This is a genomic window from Solibacillus sp. FSL W7-1464 (assembly GCF_038004425.1).
Classification (GTDB): domain Bacteria; phylum Bacillota; class Bacilli; order Bacillales_A; family Planococcaceae; genus Solibacillus.
Genome location: NZ_JBBORC010000001.1, coordinates 2,219,563 through 2,237,796 on the forward strand (window position 1 = coordinate 2,219,563; position 18,234 = coordinate 2,237,796).

Genomic DNA, 18,234 nt, shown 5'->3' on the forward strand with positions numbered 1-18,234 from the left:
AATTATAATCTGTTTTCGAGAGTAGATTTCATTTGGTTTAAATGATGGATATCATGTTCCATTAAGTCTTTTAAGTATTCGTAAAACGTTAACGTTGATTGGTTAATCTGTATTGGAATCAACCAGTCATCTCCAGGAATTTGCTTTAGCTGACTTAATAAGTCTTGCCGTACGTGAATACATTTTTCCAATGTATTTTCTACAGCTTCTGTTCTGGCTTGTAAAGAAGATTGGTCGTTTAACTCCGCGATACCCGGAGCTTTCGGTAAGTGCTCGCCTGAAAATATATAGGAAATCCTTTGCTGTAACACAAATTCATCCCAAGGGTAAAAGTGACCGACGATTTCTATAACGGACCACTTCCCTTCCCCGATCGGTTTTCTTAATCGACTTTCATCAACAGATTTCAAACTATGTATAAAAGTTATGAAGTTTTGATGATGCACTACTATTTCTGATTTTTCCTTCCGCAATTGGACCACCTCAAATAGTTATTCGTTACTGAACACAAAAACACCTACAAAGGTTCACATTCCAGGAGACTTCAAAGGAACGTAAACCAATTCCATGACATTGGGTAAGCTCCACCAAAAACTTCACTAATATCGTTTCCTATTTTAGCTTGTCTGATTTGAAGACAAACCGGTTATCGGGATTCCACACATGCAAGCTGTCAGCTACATATCCGCGCAGCCATAATATACCGTCAACTTTTCTGACATAAAATCCTTTCGGAAAACTTTCTTCATCACTTATTAATTCTGATGCAATGGTGACAGATCCTGAAGGTGCCTCATTTTTTTTGTGAAAGATCCCCTGAATCCCCCTCATCTTGGTCTACATATTCCAGTCGTAGGTATGGTCCCAACTCTGGCGGACATAACTGCAAGCCCAGTTCGTTTGCTTGTCTAAAGATTTCAGGTAATGTTGCGCCATTCGGAAAGCCAAGATCCCTAACGGATAGTTCAACTATTTCCACGCTATATGCTGTTTCGGTAGTGGTAAACCGATCATCATATAATAATTTCTCACCATATTGGTTCAATGAAATAGACGATTGTTGCAGTTTTTGAAGAAGATCGGCTTTCGACAGCCCTCCAACAACAATTGATTTTGTAATAACAGGACAATCAGGGTATCTTCGCATTTCTTTTCCTCCTCATCGCTTCGAGTGGTTATTTTGTTGCAAATCTCGCTATTTATTAACCTCTACTAATCACTTCCATTAAACTCATTCATACTCCTTCATTCCTTTTAAAACAATGAACACTAGTGATTAATGACCAGCTTAAATTAAGAGGCTTCGGGGTATTCAATGATGATAGGAGAGTGAAATAAATGATTACAGCAATTACTATTAAAATTATTGCAGGGTTTATCGCACTTATGGTTGTGATCCGCTTTATCGGGAAAAAAGAGCTTACTGATGTCACCCCGTTCGATTTTGTGTTTATCGTTATTCTCGGAGGAACACTGGAAGAAGGAGTATACGATGAGAAAGTGAAGATTTGGGATGTGCTCTATACGATTGGACTATGGACTGCGCTCTATCTTTTAACCGATTTTCTTGTAAGAAAGTTTGAAAGGCTGCGCCCGATTATTAAAGGGGAACCGTCCTTTCTTGTAAATAACGGGAGACTGGATATTAAAGAATTAGGAAAAAATAAAATGGAATCCGAACAGCTGCGTTCTTTGCTGCGGATACAGGGCGTTTTTTCGGTTAGGGAAGTAAAATATGCTCTTTTGGAGCCTGGTGGGCAAATCAGCGTATTGAAAAAGGATTCATCCGGGGAAGATTCCGGTGGTGTGCTTACTCATTTAATTGTCGATGAAGGGCGAATGGAAGAACGGATTCTTGCACAAATCGGAAAAGATAAGCACTGGGTCATTCATCAATTAAAAGAGGAAGGCTACGAGGATATCTCGAAGATTTATTATGCGGAATGGTCTGAGGAAAATGGATTTTATGTTCAGACTTATGATTAATGTTATCCGTTGAAAATTGGCAACTGTAGCTGCTACAAATACCAAAGACATTAATATATAACCCACAAAGGTTCTTCTTTGTGGGTTATGTTTTATTCATTTTTAATATCGCGAATAATCCATTGTGCTGCTTCTTTTAGATTTGGAAATACTGCATCTGCCAATGGATCACTTTCACCAATAAAGACGGCTTTTGTCCCGGCTTTCTTCCCTGCCTGAATATCCGTATCCGTGTCACCGACCATATAGGATTTTTCCAGATCAATGTTGTATTTTTCACCTAAATCCAAAATCATTTTGCTGTTAGGTTTTCTGCATTCACACCCGGCCTTTGGTTTATGCGGACAATAGGCAACCTCATGAATCGATGCGCCCTTTTTCTTCAACTCGGCCACCATATAGTCATGAACTTTCTGTAACTGCTTTTCCTTCATATACCCTAAACCGATTCCGCCTTGATTCGTTACGACAAATACATAATCAAAATAGTCATTTAAATTTTTAATCGCTTCTTCTGCACCAGGTAAAAAATAAAATTGTTTTGGTTCATTTACAAATTTTACTCGTTTCGTCAGCACTTCGTTAATTACGCCGTCCCGATCTAAAAACACTGCTCTTTTCAATCCATCCACACCTTTAATTTTTAATCTTACTTTTAGTATGTTAAAAATTATCAGCTTTAAGCGGTTTTGTTTCGAGTATTCAGTGATTCTCTTCACGAAATCAATCAATTGAAAAAGGTACAACTCTTTTTAAGAATCGTACCCTTTTTGGAAGTCTTCAGTTAATCTTAGCAGAAACTTTTAATTTGATTTTCAGTAATCCCTTTTATTAATCCGAGTTCAATCATCAAAAAATGATGTGCGCTATTTAACATTTCTCTTTCACTTGTATTTAGTGCTTTTTCTTCTTTCATACGCATTAAATCACGTACAACTTCAGCACATTCCAATATTTTACCCGTTTTTACTTTGTCCGAGTTCACTTTATACCTTTGTCTCCACGACAATAAATTATCGGATTCTCCATGCTGAAAAATGTGAATGATGTGTTTCAAATCCATTATATCAGTAACAGGTCTTATACTTGAATTCAATATTTTGTCCTTCGGAATCGTGATTTGCATATTACCGATTGACATTTTTATGACATAACACTGTTGTTTTTCACCTGATATTTCCATTTCTTCTACGGCTTTAATGATACCTGCTCCTTGCATTGGATAAATAATGTTTTCACCAATTTGAAACAAATAATCCACCTCCATGTATGGCAACCATAAGGTAACCTTCTTAACCTTAACACGTAAATGGATTATTAACAAATTTTTAATAATATCATAATTTTTATTAACCTGTCAAATAATTTTTATTTAATATTTAAAAATGCAAAAATCAATAAAAATCGCGTCGGATTATCAATAAAGAGGAGGTTAGTTTGCCTATGTATTAGAGAGTAAATGTGTTTTAAAGGAATAGTTAGATTCACAATTTATACTAGTTTATAATCAGCACTATTGAGCACAATTTGAATTAAGCTCTTAAATAATCTTTTGCTGAGCTTGTGTTCGCTGAAATTCCCTAGAATCATATTTTAAGACGTAAGGGTTATAAATTCCTCCGCATCTTTTACACAGATTTTCATTCCCTTTTCCCAGAAATTCTTAGATGTAATATCTTCTCCTAAATGTTTCATCACTAAATCTTCTACCGTCATCCTGCCTGAGTCTTTAAGTAAATTCAGATAATCCTTCTCAAATTCTTTTCCTTTCTCCTTTGCCTTTGCAAAAATTCCTAATGCAAATAAATAGCCAAAAGTATAAGGGAAATTATAAAATGGCGATTGCGTAATATAGTAATGGGGTGTCCATACCCAAGAATAGATGGACGGTTCGTCAAGGGACCCTTGATACGCTTCTTGTATAGCCTCATTCATTAATTCGTTTATACGCCTGGATGAAACAAGCCCTTTTTTTCGAACTTCATAAAATCTCTGCTCAAATAAAAATCTGGAATGGATATTCATAAAGTTCATGACACTGCGTTTTAATTTTTCATCCAATAAAAACAATTTCTCTTCTTTTGACTGCGCTTTTTCCATTGCTGCATCAAAAATAATCATTTCGGCAAAGGTTGAAGCGGTTTCGGCAATGCACATCGGATACTGTTTATTTAACCCATCCACCGATTTCATCGCGTAATTGTGGAAAGCATGCCCCAATTCGTGCACAAGCGTCAGCACATTTAAAAACGTTCCGCCAAAGGTCATAAAAACTCTTGATTCATTGAAAGCTGTTTTTCATTTCCATCCACTTCAATATGTACTTTCATACTACTTATCAGTGCATTATAAAAATGGCCCCAAGAATGATAGCCATCAACCGTTAAATCAGCTATTATCGATTGTCCGTCATCCGATAAAGCGGTATTCGTATTTTCACGCCATTCAGTCAAAATAAATTTATAATCTGCTAATTCTTTAGCTTCGATTAAATTTACCCATCTCTCCTGGTCAATATTTGCTAAGACCACCTTTAGTTTAGATAATACATTTTTAAAATCAGATTCAAAACTGACGATTTTGCCGCGTAAAGTTACTGCATCCGGATCTTTAGAATGTTGAGCAAGGAGACACGTGACAAAAGAATTGGCTTGAGATAAATGGATGCGGGTTTCTCCAATTTTGTTCATTAATTCTGCTATTGGGGCACCATCATCTATTGAGGGCACTGCACTAAAAGAGGCAACCGACTCTTTTATAGTATGTATATAATCTTCCACTTCATTTAAGTGATTGCTGAATTGATCTGACTTGCTTCCACCTAGAAAAATGCTGTCTAAATTCCAATTCACTTCATATGGCATTTTAACTTCCCCCTACTGAGAACAATTGCTTTCAAAATATATAAACCTTTATAAAACCTTAATTCATATTAACATATTTATCCATATCCAAATTAACCCGATACTGCCTGTTTGTTTCGGTCATGAAAAGATCACTAGATTTCAACTATAGTTCACTATTTTAAAAAAGCGCTGATTCCAGTTCAGAATCGCGCCTCATTCACTTCCCTCTTATATGAAAATCCTGTAAAGATAAAACATGAAATACACGCACCTGTTGTGACCACAATCCCCATAAATAATCCGATTGCTCTCATAAAAGGATCATCCCCTGGATAGGCAGGCTCCAGTGTTACTAACATATAAATCAACATAAGGGACAGGATCATATAAAAACTGCTCCCGACTGCTGCCATCTTCAAACGATTTTTTCTCGTCCCTTGCCAAGTTCTATTAATTATTATCCATAAAAAGAGACTTCCTATTACAGCAAGTATCATCAAAGGCAAATGGACATACGGAATAAAGAAATAACTTAACACGTAAAGAAGAAGAGCAGTCGAAAAGAAAAGGATGGCATTCGTAATAAACAGAAATATGCCTGCTAGCCAATGATTTTGAAACCATTCCGCATTGTTCAACCTAGATATTAGAAAATTGTCTTCTCCAAGTAAGTTGATTAACGGCCTTTTAAGAAACATGACAAAGAAAACACCAATAAGACCCATAAATAAGAATAAAGTTAAGGACATCGCTTCCCCCCTAATTGTCAGTTTTTTGCTTGTATAATATTAAGAGCAACATAATACAGCTTTATCAAAATCCTTCTCATTTATTAAAACACTACCATTATCATCTAATATAAAATCTATTTTTGCATTAGTTAGCCTTTCTTTTGCTGTATCAATAAGTACTAGTCCTTGGGATGATTCAATCCAAACGCTATAACCTTTTTCTTGAGAACAGCCAACTAGTATAAAACTAATCACTGTAAATAGAATGAGAATTTTTTTCAAAATACCACCTCTTTTAAGATAGTTTAACGCCATCAATGGAATAAAGTTCCTTAAATAGGCGTTTACATAAAACTGAGCAGTAAAAAAAGCATTGTTTCCAAAAGAAACGATGCTTTTTTAATTAGTAAGACTGAGATATTTCGTTAATCAGTCAAATCTATTTTAATCTCAACGTCCTTCGCTATCGGATTGTCAATATAGCTGATCCACAGTTTTGCTCTGCCATTGTAGGGCACATAGTACTCTCTATAATTAAAGCCTTCATGGGCAGATGTAAAGTAACTGCATCCTTCAGTTTCAAGTGTCGTACCATCTTCTTTTTCAGCAGGGTATAAGGGTTGGCGGCCGTGGTCGTCTTTGACAGGTGCGTTTACATAGACATCGTTGCCGACAACTTTAATATCCCAGTCAATGAAGTCTGGTTTGTAAAGCACTTCCTTCGTTTTGAAGTCAACTTCGATATAGTCTTCACCTTTTGGAATAGCTTGTATTTTGCCGATACGGACGATGAGTTCATCTGAATCATAGAAGTAATTGCTTTGTAGGTAAAACGTGGACTGTCCTTCTCGGAAGGAACCACTGCCCACTAACCCATTGCGAATAAGTTCACGTTTACTGCCATTTTTAAGCTCCAGTGAGATGTCATCGAGTGCGACGATTTGCATTGTATTCGATGGATCCGGCTTTACTTCGATATGAATACGTAGGGGTGTCCGAATGATTTTACTAATTGTTAGGCTTTGACCTTGTGCTGTAATGCTCGTATTCGGTTCTACTACTTTCGCTTTAGCTATCGGTTTTTCCAGAGAAAATGGAATGGAAATCGTTTGTTTGTCCCCATCACGCATTTCAAATTCAACACGGAAATTAGGGTTTTTCGTATCAAGCGGCTGATCGAGCGTCAACTCAAGTATATGGCCGCTGTGTGCAACCGGCTCGTCCAGGCTGTCCTTTGTCCCGTAAGACATACTGTTTTTCAGCTGTTGATCGCCTTGGTAAATGTTCACCGTATAGTTATGATGATTGCTTTTCTTCGTCGGGTAATCAAAATCATACATGAGCATCACCCCATATTCATCGATGATGGCACCTTGAAGTGTAATCGTAACGTCCTTGTCTTGCACAAGTATGCCCAGCTCCTCGTAGTATTCATTGGCGATGGCATCTTTTATTCCTTCATTTTCCTGTACAAGCTCGACGATAACGCTCAGGCCTGGGATTTTAGCGGCATAGCTGGCAATTGTCGGTGAAACACGAACCGTCAGCAAAAAACTCAGGAAGAGGATAGCTACTGCAGTGATTCCCTGCCACTGCTTTTTTCGTCGTCGTTCTTTTTTCAGTTTTGTAAATGCTTCAATACGTCCTTGGCGCAGCTTATCTTTTGGAATATCCATCATAGCCAATCCTCCTTTTGTCCAGCGGCTTTACGCAGCTTTTTTAAAATCGCGTGCAGCCGAGATTTAACGGTGCCTTCCGGAATGTTTTGCAGTTCAGCGATTTCATTGTTTTTCAGCTGTTGAAAATATTTTGCGTAAACGAGCTGCTGTTCTGTAAGCGTAAGTAAATTAAGAAGACGGCTGATGTCCGAATAAACCGGGGCTTCACTAAAGCTGGTCTCTTCAATTTCCACGGTTTGAATCCGTTTTTTCAGCATATCGTTACAACAATTGATGAGTACACGTACGAGCCAAGTACGCGCAAATTCAGGCTGTTTAACAGTGTGCATTTTTTTCAGTGCCTTATAGGTCATTTCCTGCATGGCATCGAGTGCGTCCTGCTCATTTTTCAAATATGTATAGGCAATCGGGTAAAGCACTTCCTCGTCTTGTTCGATCAGTTCCAGGATTGCTAATTTGTCCCCAGCGGTAGCTTTTTCAAGTAAGTTTTCCAACATGTGCCACCTCCTTATTTATTAGACTGTAAAAGTGTTGATTTCGTTCGAATCAGGTGAAAGTTTTTTTGAGGTGGTTTTGATGCGGTGAATAGGTTCCATATATCGTTAACTATTTTGAAGTAGACACACTCTTTTTTCAAAAGCATAAAATACACAGAAAGGGTTGATGAAAATGCCGCCATGGCAACATAAGGTCAGTTATTTAACAGGGCAACCGATTGGTATATCTTTCGTAAACGGTCAAGGGACATCCGGAGTACTTTGTGGCGTATCAAATGGAAAGCTACTGGTTGTTGAATACTTGTATCAAACACAGTTCGCAATGAAGCAGTATGAATTCTCCATGATTGCAGATATTTCCGGTTTTCCACCTTGTAATCAACAACGCCTATTTTAACAATAAAAGGGTAAAAACTGCAGCTCAATTTGGGCTGTAGTTTCTTGAAGCTCTTACTTTTCCGAAAAACCATTTAAATGAAAGCCGAACGTATTCTATAAACCTCTTGTTACCCACGATTCCCTTAAAAATCTATATTCTAAATTTTATTTGGAGAAAAATTCATACTTCAGGTTTATCTTTTAGTTTTAATGTGTACTTACATAATATATGTATTTTGTAAATTATTGTATCTAATTAGAAAATTAAAAACGAGGAGAGATTTCTAATGCCTAGTAAAATAAAAACTCAAAAAAATGTGGAAACACTCAGAACTGCCATGATAAAGTCCGGTACTGAAAATGGGCTCAACCATCCTACTACGATAAAATTAAGTCAGAGCTTAGATAAGCTGCTCAATGAATATTCGCTAACTTTCAGCAATTAATTTACAAATAACTGCTATTTTTGTTATCTTTTAATAAGGGCTCATCAACATGCCCGGATTATTTAATACCAAATGGTCGACCTGTATATGATTAATCTTCTTAAAGCAAGGGGCTGAATGAAAAGTAAATTCTTTTCATTCAGCCCTATATGAGGGTTGTTCGTACGCCCTTTGTTGAGGTTATGATGTACGTTTTGAAAGGAGGTAAATAACTTAATGATGAAAACCATCATTCCATTATTAGCTTATTTAATCGTTTGTATCATCGCAGTTTTGCTGCCCGCATCTGATGGATATAATGAGATAGGCTGGAAATTGCTAATTGGACAAGTCTACGCAATCCCTGTTTTAATCATTGCCATTTTTATTTCTTTATTTCTTAATAAAAGAAATTCGCATAAAGCTAGCATATAATTTCTTAAGATAAAAAAAATTAGGCTACGTGGCGCCAATAAAATGGTCGACACGTAGCCTAACAGTATTTTTATATTTTTATAGTTGGATAAACTGTTGTGTCCAATAGTAACCCTCTTCAACAAAACCTACACCAATATGTGTGAAATTGGCATTCATAATGTTTTGACGGTGTCCCGGTGAATCCATCCATGCTTGTACCACTTGTTGTGGTGTTCTTTGACCTTGTGCAATGTTTTCACCAGCAGAACGGTATGAAATTCCTGCAGATTTAATCTGATCGAACGGGCTTCCAAACGTTGGGCTCGTATGTGAAAAGTAATTATTTTTCGCCATATCTGCTGATTTTGCATGCGCAACAGCCATTAATGGTGTGTGCATTTCAAGCGGTTTCAGGCCTGCTTTTGTACGTTCTGCATTTGTTAAGTCTACTACTTGTTTCTCAAATTCAGAGACTGATTGACTCGCATTGTCAGTAGTAGTTTTTGCTGGTGACTCTGCTTGCTGGTTATTTGAGTTTGATGGTGCTTGTGTAGTATTATTGTTTGTCACAGGAGTAGCCTGTGTGTTTGTATTTGTTTTTGGTGCAGTAGTTTCTTTTGTTGGCGCTTGCGCTTCTTTTACATCATTGTTGTTTGTTACTGGTGCAGTTTTTTCTTCTTTTACAGGTGCTTGAGGGGCTTTATCCTCTTTTTTAACTGTATTATTAGTAGATTCTTTTTGAGTCTCTTTATTAGTAGTGGCTTTTTCTGCCTGTACTACTTTGCCCTCTTTAATTATTTTATTGGCATCCAGATTTACTAAAGCTTTATTGATTAGGTCTTTAGATAAAATACCGGATTCGCCTTTTGCTGAAATTTGCTCGATTAATTTTGAAGCCAACTCTTGATAATGATCACCTTTAATAAGTTGGATATATTGAGTAGTTGCACCTTTCTTTTCATCTGTATTTAAACTTGCTGCATCTGCTGCAGTGAAAGATGTTGCAAATAATGTTGCTGCACATAATGAAGTTGCTAACCATTTTTTATTCATTTTTGAATTCCTCCTCTTCTACAAAACCTATGTTACCGTACAAAATGTGTCATAAAAGGTCCATATACTGGTAAGCGTAACAATCTATTACTAAACTCCGTAAAATCAAAGGATTATAAATTGTGAACTTGATAAAATTATCCAAAAAAAAAGGATACTACCACTGAATAAATATTGACAGATTTTTAGCATTATACAATTTCGAGTTACTGTTACGTTTGTTACAGAAAGATTACAACAATTGAACCTACTTTTCTTACATTAATAGAAGCCCTTGGGAAGTTTGGCAGGATAACGCAATCAAAAAAGCCCCTTTCCTTATGAAAGGAAAGCGGCCGATGGTTTAATAAGAACATTCATATAACAGGAGGTAATCAAATGGATGCTTTAATGTTAGAAGGATGGACCCCTATTTTACTTTGCGGGATTGTGTTTGGAATTGGGATGTTTATTGCATCCCGTAAGGTTTCAAGAAAAGTTTTACTTTTAATCGCTATTATAATAAGTCTGATTTGTATTGGATTCATTATTTTCAGCAAAAATGTCATTGGTGGTTGGGATGGTATCCTTTTGGCTTACTTTATGATTACTATTTTTGCCGGTGTATGGATAGGTACTTATATTGGAGCTACTTCAAGAAGGTAAAATAAATGTCTTCTCGTTTATCGCCTACTTTTTTGCAGAAAGACACAAATGTTGCTATATCAATGTTTCGTGTCTTTTCTTTTGACCATTATGTAGTAAAATCAGATGAATTAGCTTAACAATTGAATCCATGGATGTTCGGGGTACATGAAGTTCAAGAGCGGATTTCAGCCATTGTTTCTTCTTATTATCAAGATGCTCTTTTACAGTAATAAAATCTTGATGGTCTTTTTCTCTTGTATTCTTTGCCTTATATAAAAGTACGATTTCCGGATTAAGATAAGGAATACCCGCTTTTGAATAACTCCATACTGCATGGTGAGGTAAGGAAATCCTCAAATCTCTTCTGAATTGCCAATCCTTATCTTCTGCTTCGTTTAGAAGTACTTCCAGCTTATCTCCATTTAACTTATTAGTAGCATGAATTTCATGGATCGGCAGCTCTAAAAACTCATCCCCCCAATGATGAAATTCACTGTTAATTACTTTTTTAAAATCCCATTCTTTTAAATACGCTTTTAAATGTTGTTGGTCTTTTCGATATAAAGCAATTTCGATATCTTTATGTTCTCTCGTTTCTTTTCCCATAAAAAGATCAATCGCCCATCCACCAGCAATGAACCAAGGTTTATTGAATTTTGCCATTAAAGAAGTTACGTTTTGGCATTGTTGAAATGACATATAAATCCCCCAAATCTAAAATACTTACTATTAAAGAGCATATTCATATTTCTAGGTCTTTCAATATTCGAGTGATTATAAAATGATAAAAACTGAATTTATTGGTTACGAAAATCGAATTTTTCATTTGGCACTTCAAGCGTATGCCCGTTAATAGAAACTGTTTTATTATCCAGCCACTCGATTTTGGCTGTTGATTCCCGATAATTCCAGTAAATATTTTTTGTTTTGCCTTTGCGCTCATTAAATACTAATTCACCTCGTACAGCATCCGCACTTAAGCTTGTACTCGTTACATAGGCTTTTAACGTATAGGCACCATCAGGAGAAGTTTCTTCCGTAACATATTCACCTGTTGGCAAACTTTTCATATCGAAAAATGCCCAATAGATTCCATATCCAACAAACCCCACAAATATAAAGCTGATAATCAGTACTATTTTGACTATCTTTTTCCGCTTAGCCCCTTTTACTGTTGCGTGAGCAGTCATACCATACACCCCTTTACTGAAAAAGCACAATTCCTTTTTAAGAATTGCGCCCGATGAAGATTAAAAAATAATTACATTTTCTCCTGTTCAATAAATTCAACATTATTTTGTTTAGCTACCCTATAAATTTCACTTTTATCTTCTTGCAGGAACTGACCGTTTAATGGAATTCGAATAGAATCTCCTTCAATTGAAGTAAAAATGTATTCTTCATGCGTATCTATGTCGTCAACGTAGTATTCGAGAACGACTTCTTCTATTTCAGACCATTGAAATATTTTTTCATCGAATAATTTATTTGAGACCACTTGTTCTTTTCCTATATAGGTATAACTTAAAATTGATAAATAGAAAACAAAGAGGCCACCTGCCATAAAAACAAATAAGAGGCTATAAGTGAATTTGTTCTGTTTAATCAGTGGGATCATAAGTCCGATAAATAATATAAAACAGGCTGCCATTACTAGTCTAAAATTTATGCCATCAGGATAAAGGATGATTGCCAATCGATCAAATATAAATGTTTGAACATAAAACACAGGGAATACTGCTCCTAAAACAGGTATGCTGATAAGCGTTAATATCGCGAGCACTAATAAGATTAGACGTGACGAGTAATGGGTACGCATGTTAATTTCCCCTTTCAATTACGTATGAATAGTTGTCCAAGTGAACTATTGAACCTTCCAGTAACGGTAAACCTAGCCTGCATAGCGCAGTATTCTTTTTCATATAACCATCCCCCCATCGTATTTTAACTAACCGCTTTTATGTAACTAACTAATTATACGAAACAGGTAAGATAAAGTTTCAAATTTCTGATTTTTTTACCAGTAAATACTAATCACTTGTTCTTCACTAATTTAGCTCTATAAATAAAAAATGGCGCTGATTATTATTTCAGTATGATATTTTGTTATTGTTTTGTCTTCTTTTCAAAGCACATTCAACTTAAATTTATAATGACACTTCTCTAATAAAATATGTGCCTAGATTATTTCACGCAGCTATTTAAATAGCTTATAGGCTAATCTCCCTTGAATAATTTAGAGTTACCTAAGATAATCGTCCACAGTCTTTTCCAACTAGAGCATAATCTAGTGACGTAATACCAAATAAACTCGAAAGGAGATGATTTTTTATGGCGATTACTGGAAATCAAAACACTGGAGATAATCTGGAAGTAAATCAATATCAAAATCAGGGCTTAGTAATTCAAAATTCTCATACAGTTGACGTAACTCAAACGGAAGTGCAAGGTCTTGTCGTAGTTCAAGCTGCCCTGCAAGCTGCTATCGAAGCTGCCGTTGTAGTGTTAGGTTCGAATGAAAATGCTGATATAAGCAATCTTCAAAGAATAGCTCAAAATTTAGAAGTTACTCAAACTGAAATTCAAAACGTTACTATTATTGACTCTGATGCAATCACTGTAAGACAAACAGAAGTTCAAATTGATGTAGTAGTTCAGGCTGCTATCCAATTATTAGCTCAGTTAGCTTTAAGAGTCGCTTAACAGGGAATCTCCCCTATTAAATATTACAATACTGATCAATTGTAAGAGCTATCCTTAAATTTTTGCGGATAGCTCTTATTTAATAAGGGCGGCATATAATTCAAGAATATTCATGTTATTCAGTCTATTAATCTGGTAGGATAAATATTGAACTAAAATTTGGCTATGGAGGAATTTTACAATGTTAAAAGCTGTATTATTTGATTTAGATGGAACTTTATTGGATCGGGATCAATCGGTTGAGCTTTTTATGAACCGCCAATACGAAAGATTGTATGAGTTCCTTTCCCATATTCCAAAAGAGCAATATACTTCGCGATTTATTGAATTAGACAATCACGGATATGTTTGGAAGGATAAAGTATACCAACAACTGATCCGTGAATTTCATATACCTTCCGTAACTTGGGAAGCACTTCTCCAAGATTATGTCGAAGATTTCAAACATCATTGTGCAGGGTTTCCTCATATTCATGAAATGTTACAGGAGCTAAAAAATAATGGTATTGCTTTAGGCATGATTACAAATGGGTACGGTCAGTTCCAGATGGATAATATTAAAGCACTGGATATTGAAAAATACTTTGACGTCATCCTAGTCTCCGAATGGGAAGGCATCAAGAAACCTGATCCCCGAATCTTTATGAATGCATTAGAAAAATTAAACGTAGAGCCTTCAGAAAGTGTATTTATTGGCGACCACCCTGAAAATGATGTAAAAGCTGCCCAAAACGTAGGAATGAAGGGGATTTGGAAAAGAGATAATCAATGGAACAATATCGAAGCCGATGCAATAATTGATAATTATTCAGAGCTTCCTTTGGTTTTGAAGAACCTGGATTTTAATGTACATAGCCTTACAAAATAACGGATGGGGGTAATAATGAGTACTTTTTTATATTTAACGAGACACGGAGAAACAGTTTGGAACACCAAAAAATTGATGCAGGGGTGGAAGGATTCTCCTCTGACTGACACGGGAATCAAACAGGCCTATCAATTATCGCAAAGATTATCCAATGTAACATTAGGCGCCATTTATTCAAGTACAAGTAAAAGGGCGATCCAAACAGCTGAAATAGTAAACGGGGAAAGGAACCTCGAAGTCTATACATATGACGATTTAAGGGAAATTTCTTTTGGCATATGGGAAGGCAGAACTTCGGAAGATAATGAAAAGGACAATCCGGAAGAATGGACGACTTTCTGGAAGACGCCTCACCTGTTTAATAATGATTCAGTAGAGCCATTTTTAACAGTTCAACAAAGAATGGTGAATAGGGTGAATCAAATAGTACAACAACATCCCAATGAAAATGTACTAATCGTTACACATTCCATAGCACTTAAACTACTTATGGATCACTTTGAACATAATGAAATGAAAAATTTATGGTCAACCCCAGCTATTCCGCCAGCGAGTTTAACTTTGGTAGAAACAGAAAAAAATAATCAGCAGGAAGTCATATTTAAGTATGATACCTCACACCTGGCCGATTTAGTGCGATAAGCTTTTGGTTGATTTTTAGAAATTCAGCGCAAAACATAGAATGACAAAACAGCACCGCGGTAAATATATTTCCCAACGGTGCTGCATCTTCATTTCATATTTATTAGGAGTATTTAATTGTCGAATTTAACTCGACTGTTCATATGCCTCTCCAAATTCACGGTTAAACATCTCTTTAGCATCCAATGATTTGAAAAACGGAATATCCGCGCAAGCTTCTTCCAGCGCATTTTGAATGGCTAATAGCACTTCGTCATTCGATACAATCCCAAATAAGCTTTCTCGCATAATCTCACCTGTCGTATAGATGGACAGGTCATCGTAAACTACGAAATCGATGTAGCGCATAACATTGAGGAAGCTGCCCCGATATGTCATCGCAATTCGTAATGGATCTTTTAAAGAAATAATCTTATTTTTAAATACAAACTGAATCCCTCCAGCTGGAATGTAAATGATTTTGTGTTTCTCTGTTTCAACAATTTTTTCAATTTTCAAGAATTCTAGTTGCATTGTTACTACTCCTCCTATGTATTACACCAAACATATACCCTGTTTTCCTGATTACTAATATTAAAAATATGTTGCAAACACTGATTTTATAAAAAAGGAAACCAACTGTTCTCAACAAAGTTTTATCAAAACAGTTAATTATTTCATGATATAATAATTAATTATCGCGCATGATGGTTGAATATTACTTTACAACTAAAGAATACGGAGGGTTATAGCATTGTCTAATGGTGTATCAGGTGTAAATTTTGGAGATATAGTGGCAACTATTATTACCCTCGGTTTTATAGTAGTTCCAATTATTTTATTGGTTTTATTTAATAGAGCCAACAGGAAAAATGTGCAGCGTGCAGAAGAGCGGGTAAATGCAGAAAAACAGCAAACATCTCATTTACAAAAACAAGTCGATGAATTAAATGAACGAGTACGTATAATTGAACGTATGCTAAAAGAAACAGATGAATAGATAAAAGCCTTTATCCAAAATATTATGGATAAAGGCTTTTTATTCTACTAAATAAAATATCGGAAGCACCATTAATCCTAAAAGAAAAATCACGGGAATCAAGGTAATAATAATTGCAACGATTCGTAATTTCCCTTTTTGGCTAAAAAGTGCAGCTAAAAATGCAGCGATTATTAATGAAATGATCACCTTGTCTCCAAATTCCGAGGTCCCATCCACTACTATCGGGGAAACAAAACCAAAATAAATAAACAGTAAAAATAATAGCAATGAAATAACACTTAAATATCTTCTGAACAATTTTTCTTCCCCTTTAAAGTCACTTTAGTTTAGTTACCTGCTTCATATTCTTTTCTTAATAACACCTATAAACTACCAGGTAAATGATATTTATACATTTTTAAAGCATCGGTATGTCTTCCAACTTTGTCTTACACCAATATTCCCCCCCTCTATATAGGAAAGATTTACAATCATTAAACTTTAAGTAAAACTTTCCCTTCATAATTACGACTTTCAATTAATTTATGTGCGGCAGCAGCCTCTTCTAGATTAAAAATTTTTGCAATTGGAAGTGAAAGCTGTTTTGAATCAAAAAGGTTTATGACTTTTTCTGCCACTGGTGCCAATCGTGATGAATCATGCGCTCTCGTTGTCCCTAAACTAAAGCCTTTAATGTTTCGACAACTGCTGTGGACATCACTTGTTTTAAATTGACCAACTTCCCCACTGCTATTTCCAAATTGTACAAGAGTGCCATATAACGCTAAACAATCTAAACTCTTCCTCGTTACAATACCCGCAACCGAATCATAAATAATGTTCGCACCTTGATTATTTGTTGCCTTTAAAACTTCCTCTGCAAATGTTTCATACGTACAAACCATCGTAGCCCCTAGTTTCTTTACATAATTTGCTTTGTCAAGACTGCCTACTGTTCCAATGATCTGTTCAACGCCCGCTATTTTCGCTAATTGTACAAGCATTGAACCTACTCCACCAGCAGCACTATGTATAACAATAGTATCTGTTTTTTTAACTTGCCCTATGTCATGTAAAAGCAGATACGATAAGATGGATACTGTCGGCATTGCAGCAGCCTGTTCAAAAGAAAGCGTGTCCGGAATTTTAAAAACTAACTTTTCATTTGCAAGCACATATTCTGCATAAGATCCACCTTTAGGAAAAGCCATGACACGATCGCCAATTGAAAAAATCGAATTAGGGGCAGTTTCTGCAATTGTCCCGGCACAATCTAAGCCTACTATTATGGGGAAATTCCCTTTCCCTTTATTCCCAATCCGTTTTTTTATATCTGCATAATTTACACTTGTATAGGAAACCTTTATTAAACATTCGCCATCTCCAATTTTCGGTATTTCAATATCCGCGTATGTCAGGACATTTGCATCTCCAAATTCCTTTTGATTTATAGCTTTCATCTAATTCCCCCTATTTTAATTCTCCTATAGTCTTCTAAATCATATCAATCTCCTTAGAACTTATATTAAAACATAAAGGGAAATATTAACATCAAACTTTTGATTGAATCCATTTACTAGCAGTTTCACATAAAAAAACTAAATAATTTTAGAACAAGTTACATACTCATCAGCCCTTAAAATCAAAAAAGCGTGTTTCTAAATAAACACGCCCGAATGTTGAATAGTATAGGATATCTCAATCGAACCTTCATATTTAATAGAATGATCTTTCAAAACAAACACATTTGTGAACACGTTTATTATGTTTAAATTGGTCAATATCGTTTCCAACGTAATGAGTGAAAGTGTTAACTAGAAAGAGATTCGGTAAGTTACTTTGAATTTTATGGTTCATTTCGCTTCCTTCAAAATAAACATGGTAATAGGAATCCACCATTTTAAAATGCATTTTTTCATACCAGTTTTGAACCCATTGATCATCTCTTGTCCACGCCTCAAAACGATTAATATTCATTTCTTTTGCTTTAGTTTCGGCAGCATCGAGTAGTTGTTGTCCTATTCCTTGACGGGAAAAATCCGGATGAACCGCAATGTGCCAAATCATTGCACCTAATCCTTCTCCTCTAGAGCAAACCGTTCGTTCTACTTTTTCAACTTCTACATCAATAAGCCCAACAATTTGACCATCTAACTCTGCGACTAGCTCAATCGCCGAATTTTGATAGTGTTCTTTTTTATTTAATACATTATCAAAATAAGCCGTCTGTAAAAATGCAAGTGTTCGACATCTTACCCAACCAGTTTCATCAGTAACTCTATAGTTTCTAATAATCACTCTACTACCTCCGGATTTTAGGAACCACGCAGTTTATAGGGGATTTATACGCTTATTCCTTAAAATAGATACACCCCGTTTAATTTGTTTGTGAATTTCATCATATACCGCCTCCTTTACTAC

Annotated in this window: 25 protein-coding genes and 2 pseudogenes; 9 read left to right on the plus strand and 18 right to left on the minus strand. The window is 35.7% G+C overall.

Features of this window, described 5'->3' with window-relative positions:
- Nucleotides 1–2: 2 nt before the first annotated feature.
- Together MKZ25_RS10890 and MKZ25_RS10895 are read right to left on the minus strand one after the other, a co-directional pair.
- On the minus strand, nucleotides 3–473 hold the full coding sequence (locus MKZ25_RS10890) for a DinB family protein (protein WP_340801517.1): 471 nt from the start codon (nucleotides 471–473) through the stop codon (nucleotides 3–5).
- A 139-nt stretch (nucleotides 474–612) separates the two neighbouring features.
- Nucleotides 613–1,147 (minus strand): annotated as a pseudogene (locus tag MKZ25_RS10895) (helicase).
- A 191-nt stretch (nucleotides 1,148–1,338) separates the two neighbouring features.
- Here MKZ25_RS10895 and MKZ25_RS10900 point away from each other — a divergent pair.
- Nucleotides 1,339–1,986 carry a DUF421 domain-containing protein gene (locus MKZ25_RS10900; protein ID WP_340801518.1) on the plus strand — a complete coding sequence of 216 codons (648 nt, stop codon included), beginning with the start codon at nucleotides 1,339–1,341 and terminating at the stop codon, nucleotides 1,984–1,986.
- A gap of 92 nt (nucleotides 1,987–2,078) precedes the next feature.
- Here the strand turns inward: MKZ25_RS10900 and MKZ25_RS10905 are convergent, their stop codons facing one another.
- From MKZ25_RS10905 to MKZ25_RS10940, 8 genes and pseudogenes are all read right to left on the minus strand, one after another.
- A complete protein-coding gene (locus MKZ25_RS10905; protein ID WP_340801520.1) occupies nucleotides 2,079–2,609 on the minus strand; it encodes a D-glycero-alpha-D-manno-heptose-1,7-bisphosphate 7-phosphatase in 531 nt (176 codons plus the stop codon).
- A gap of 167 nt (nucleotides 2,610–2,776) precedes the next feature.
- Nucleotides 2,777–3,253, minus strand: a complete 477-nt coding sequence (locus tag MKZ25_RS10910; RefSeq protein WP_340801521.1) for a CarD family transcriptional regulator — start codon at nucleotides 3,251–3,253, stop codon at nucleotides 2,777–2,779.
- Between the two features lie 326 nt (nucleotides 3,254–3,579).
- Nucleotides 3,580–4,269, minus strand: a pseudogene (locus MKZ25_RS10915) (M3 family metallopeptidase); the annotation flags it as partial.
- The gene (locus MKZ25_RS10920) at nucleotides 4,251–4,850 is read right to left on the minus strand and encodes a hypothetical protein (protein ID WP_340801523.1); all 600 of its coding nucleotides are present in this window, start codon (nucleotides 4,848–4,850) and stop codon (nucleotides 4,251–4,253) included. The gene MKZ25_RS10920 and the pseudogene MKZ25_RS10915, both read right to left, overlap by 19 nt.
- A gap of 182 nt (nucleotides 4,851–5,032) precedes the next feature.
- Nucleotides 5,033–5,581 carry a hypothetical protein gene (locus tag MKZ25_RS10925; protein ID WP_340801525.1) on the minus strand — a complete coding sequence of 183 codons (549 nt, stop codon included), beginning with the start codon at nucleotides 5,579–5,581 and terminating at the stop codon, nucleotides 5,033–5,035.
- Between the two features lie 39 nt (nucleotides 5,582–5,620).
- Nucleotides 5,621–5,845 carry a hypothetical protein gene (locus MKZ25_RS10930; RefSeq protein ID WP_340801526.1) on the minus strand — a complete coding sequence of 75 codons (225 nt, stop codon included), beginning with the start codon at nucleotides 5,843–5,845 and terminating at the stop codon, nucleotides 5,621–5,623.
- 143 nt (nucleotides 5,846–5,988) lie between these two features.
- The gene (locus MKZ25_RS10935) at nucleotides 5,989–7,242 is read right to left on the minus strand and encodes a DUF4179 domain-containing protein (RefSeq protein ID WP_340801527.1); all 1,254 of its coding nucleotides are present in this window, start codon (nucleotides 7,240–7,242) and stop codon (nucleotides 5,989–5,991) included.
- Nucleotides 7,239–7,739 (minus strand): sigma-70 family RNA polymerase sigma factor, encoded by a 501-nt coding sequence (locus MKZ25_RS10940; RefSeq protein WP_340801528.1) that lies wholly within the window; start codon nucleotides 7,737–7,739, stop codon nucleotides 7,239–7,241. The genes MKZ25_RS10935 and MKZ25_RS10940 overlap by 4 nt, the downstream gene beginning before the upstream one ends.
- A gap of 166 nt (nucleotides 7,740–7,905) precedes the next feature.
- Between MKZ25_RS10940 and MKZ25_RS10945 the strand changes: the two genes are divergently transcribed.
- The 3 genes from MKZ25_RS10945 (at nucleotide 7,906) to MKZ25_RS10955 (ending at nucleotide 8,977) form a co-directional block, all read left to right on the plus strand.
- Nucleotides 7,906–8,136 carry a hypothetical protein gene (locus tag MKZ25_RS10945; RefSeq protein ID WP_340801529.1) on the plus strand — a complete coding sequence of 77 codons (231 nt, stop codon included), beginning with the start codon at nucleotides 7,906–7,908 and terminating at the stop codon, nucleotides 8,134–8,136.
- 268 nt (nucleotides 8,137–8,404) lie between these two features.
- Complete coding sequence (locus tag MKZ25_RS10950) at nucleotides 8,405–8,563, plus strand: aspartyl-phosphate phosphatase Spo0E family protein (RefSeq protein WP_340801530.1); 159 nt, start codon at nucleotides 8,405–8,407, stop codon at nucleotides 8,561–8,563.
- A gap of 219 nt (nucleotides 8,564–8,782) precedes the next feature.
- Nucleotides 8,783–8,977: a DUF4017 family protein gene (locus tag MKZ25_RS10955; protein WP_340803006.1), complete on the plus strand. Its 195-nt coding sequence runs from the start codon at nucleotides 8,783–8,785 to the stop codon at nucleotides 8,975–8,977.
- Between the two features lie 78 nt (nucleotides 8,978–9,055).
- On the opposite strand, the gene MKZ25_RS10960 is transcribed toward MKZ25_RS10955, so the two are convergent.
- Nucleotides 9,056–10,012 carry a CAP domain-containing protein gene (locus MKZ25_RS10960; RefSeq protein WP_340801531.1) on the minus strand — a complete coding sequence of 319 codons (957 nt, stop codon included), beginning with the start codon at nucleotides 10,010–10,012 and terminating at the stop codon, nucleotides 9,056–9,058.
- Between the two features lie 378 nt (nucleotides 10,013–10,390).
- Here MKZ25_RS10960 and MKZ25_RS10965 point away from each other — a divergent pair, with 378 nt between their 5' ends.
- Complete coding sequence (locus MKZ25_RS10965; protein ID WP_340801532.1) at nucleotides 10,391–10,657, plus strand: YesK family protein; 267 nt, start codon at nucleotides 10,391–10,393, stop codon at nucleotides 10,655–10,657.
- Nucleotides 10,658–10,711: 54 nt separating this feature from the next.
- Here the strand turns inward: MKZ25_RS10965 and MKZ25_RS10970 are convergent, their stop codons facing one another.
- From MKZ25_RS10970 to MKZ25_RS10980, 3 genes are all read right to left on the minus strand, one after another.
- A complete protein-coding gene (locus tag MKZ25_RS10970) occupies nucleotides 10,712–11,338 on the minus strand; it encodes a nucleotidyltransferase domain-containing protein (protein ID WP_340801533.1) in 627 nt (208 codons plus the stop codon).
- A 98-nt stretch (nucleotides 11,339–11,436) separates the two neighbouring features.
- On the minus strand, nucleotides 11,437–11,829 hold the full coding sequence (locus MKZ25_RS10975; RefSeq protein WP_340801534.1) for a DUF5412 domain-containing protein: 393 nt from the start codon (nucleotides 11,827–11,829) through the stop codon (nucleotides 11,437–11,439).
- Nucleotides 11,830–11,900: 71 nt separating this feature from the next.
- Nucleotides 11,901–12,458: a hypothetical protein gene (locus MKZ25_RS10980; RefSeq protein ID WP_340801535.1), complete on the minus strand. Its 558-nt coding sequence runs from the start codon at nucleotides 12,456–12,458 to the stop codon at nucleotides 11,901–11,903.
- Between the two features lie 512 nt (nucleotides 12,459–12,970).
- Between MKZ25_RS10980 and MKZ25_RS10985 the strand changes: the two genes are divergently transcribed.
- The 3 genes from MKZ25_RS10985 to MKZ25_RS10995 all read left to right on the plus strand — a co-directional run bounded on the left by MKZ25_RS10985 (nucleotide 12,971) and on the right by MKZ25_RS10995 (nucleotide 14,852).
- Nucleotides 12,971–13,342, plus strand: a complete 372-nt coding sequence (locus MKZ25_RS10985) for a hypothetical protein (protein WP_340801536.1) — start codon at nucleotides 12,971–12,973, stop codon at nucleotides 13,340–13,342.
- 181 nt (nucleotides 13,343–13,523) lie between these two features.
- Nucleotides 13,524–14,210, plus strand: coding sequence for an HAD family hydrolase (locus MKZ25_RS10990; protein ID WP_340801537.1), 687 nt, complete (start codon nucleotides 13,524–13,526; stop codon nucleotides 14,208–14,210).
- Nucleotides 14,211–14,225: 15 nt separating this feature from the next.
- The gene (locus MKZ25_RS10995; protein ID WP_340801538.1) at nucleotides 14,226–14,852 is read left to right on the plus strand and encodes a histidine phosphatase family protein; all 627 of its coding nucleotides are present in this window, start codon (nucleotides 14,226–14,228) and stop codon (nucleotides 14,850–14,852) included.
- Between the two features lie 126 nt (nucleotides 14,853–14,978).
- Here MKZ25_RS10995 and MKZ25_RS11000 read toward each other — a convergent pair whose 3' ends face one another.
- The gene (locus tag MKZ25_RS11000; protein ID WP_340801539.1) at nucleotides 14,979–15,365 is read right to left on the minus strand and encodes a molecular chaperone; all 387 of its coding nucleotides are present in this window, start codon (nucleotides 15,363–15,365) and stop codon (nucleotides 14,979–14,981) included.
- Nucleotides 15,366–15,585: 220 nt separating this feature from the next.
- On the opposite strand from MKZ25_RS11000, the gene MKZ25_RS11005 reads away from it, so the two are divergent.
- On the plus strand, nucleotides 15,586–15,831 hold the full coding sequence (locus MKZ25_RS11005) for a hypothetical protein (protein ID WP_340801540.1): 246 nt from the start codon (nucleotides 15,586–15,588) through the stop codon (nucleotides 15,829–15,831).
- 39 nt (nucleotides 15,832–15,870) lie between these two features.
- Here the strand turns inward: MKZ25_RS11005 and MKZ25_RS11010 are convergent, their stop codons facing one another.
- The 3 genes from MKZ25_RS11010 to MKZ25_RS11020 all read right to left on the minus strand — a co-directional run bounded on the left by MKZ25_RS11010 (nucleotide 15,871) and on the right by MKZ25_RS11020 (nucleotide 18,111).
- The gene (locus tag MKZ25_RS11010; protein ID WP_340801541.1) at nucleotides 15,871–16,131 is read right to left on the minus strand and encodes a hypothetical protein; all 261 of its coding nucleotides are present in this window, start codon (nucleotides 16,129–16,131) and stop codon (nucleotides 15,871–15,873) included.
- A 176-nt stretch (nucleotides 16,132–16,307) separates the two neighbouring features.
- Nucleotides 16,308–17,273 carry a quinone oxidoreductase family protein gene (locus MKZ25_RS11015; RefSeq protein ID WP_340801542.1) on the minus strand — a complete coding sequence of 322 codons (966 nt, stop codon included), beginning with the start codon at nucleotides 17,271–17,273 and terminating at the stop codon, nucleotides 16,308–16,310.
- 256 nt (nucleotides 17,274–17,529) lie between these two features.
- Nucleotides 17,530–18,111, minus strand: a complete 582-nt coding sequence (locus MKZ25_RS11020; protein WP_340801543.1) for a GNAT family N-acetyltransferase — start codon at nucleotides 18,109–18,111, stop codon at nucleotides 17,530–17,532.
- Between the last annotated feature and the right edge of the window lie 123 nt (nucleotides 18,112–18,234).

Bases quoted from the DNA above. Each gene is read 5' to 3' on its own strand.
- MKZ25_RS10910 (WP_340801521.1), bottom strand. From the start codon at position 3,253: ATGGAGGTGGATTATTTGTTTCAAATTGGTGAAAACATTATTTATCCA.
- MKZ25_RS10965 (WP_340801532.1), top strand. From the start codon at position 10,391: ATGGATGCTTTAATGTTAGAAGGATGGACCCCTATTTTACTTTGCGGG.
- MKZ25_RS10960 (WP_340801531.1), bottom strand. From the start codon at position 10,012: ATGAATAAAAAATGGTTAGCAACTTCATTATGTGCAGCAACATTATTT.
- MKZ25_RS10955 (WP_340803006.1), top strand. From the start codon at position 8,783: ATGAAAACCATCATTCCATTATTAGCTTATTTAATCGTTTGTATCATC.
- MKZ25_RS10920 (WP_340801523.1), bottom strand. From the start codon at position 4,850: ATGCCATATGAAGTGAATTGGAATTTAGACAGCATTTTTCTAGGTGGA.
- MKZ25_RS11015 (WP_340801542.1), bottom strand. From the start codon at position 17,273: ATGAAAGCTATAAATCAAAAGGAATTTGGAGATGCAAATGTCCTGACA.
- MKZ25_RS10975 (WP_340801534.1), bottom strand. From the start codon at position 11,829: ATGACTGCTCACGCAACAGTAAAAGGGGCTAAGCGGAAAAAGATAGTC.
- MKZ25_RS10995 (WP_340801538.1), top strand. From the start codon at position 14,226: ATGAGTACTTTTTTATATTTAACGAGACACGGAGAAACAGTTTGGAAC.
- MKZ25_RS11000 (WP_340801539.1), bottom strand. From the start codon at position 15,365: ATGCAACTAGAATTCTTGAAAATTGAAAAAATTGTTGAAACAGAGAAA.
- MKZ25_RS10985 (WP_340801536.1), top strand. From the start codon at position 12,971: ATGGCGATTACTGGAAATCAAAACACTGGAGATAATCTGGAAGTAAAT.
- MKZ25_RS10970 (WP_340801533.1), bottom strand. From the start codon at position 11,338: ATGTCATTTCAACAATGCCAAAACGTAACTTCTTTAATGGCAAAATTC.
- MKZ25_RS10900 (WP_340801518.1), top strand. From the start codon at position 1,339: ATGATTACAGCAATTACTATTAAAATTATTGCAGGGTTTATCGCACTT.
- MKZ25_RS10980 (WP_340801535.1), bottom strand. From the start codon at position 12,458: ATGCGTACCCATTACTCGTCACGTCTAATCTTATTAGTGCTCGCGATA.
- MKZ25_RS10950 (WP_340801530.1), top strand. From the start codon at position 8,405: ATGCCTAGTAAAATAAAAACTCAAAAAAATGTGGAAACACTCAGAACT.
- MKZ25_RS10990 (WP_340801537.1), top strand. From the start codon at position 13,524: ATGTTAAAAGCTGTATTATTTGATTTAGATGGAACTTTATTGGATCGG.
- MKZ25_RS10935 (WP_340801527.1), bottom strand. From the start codon at position 7,242: ATGATGGATATTCCAAAAGATAAGCTGCGCCAAGGACGTATTGAAGCA.
- MKZ25_RS10940 (WP_340801528.1), bottom strand. From the start codon at position 7,739: ATGTTGGAAAACTTACTTGAAAAAGCTACCGCTGGGGACAAATTAGCA.
- MKZ25_RS10925 (WP_340801525.1), bottom strand. From the start codon at position 5,581: ATGTCCTTAACTTTATTCTTATTTATGGGTCTTATTGGTGTTTTCTTT.
- MKZ25_RS10945 (WP_340801529.1), top strand. From the start codon at position 7,906: ATGAAAATGCCGCCATGGCAACATAAGGTCAGTTATTTAACAGGGCAA.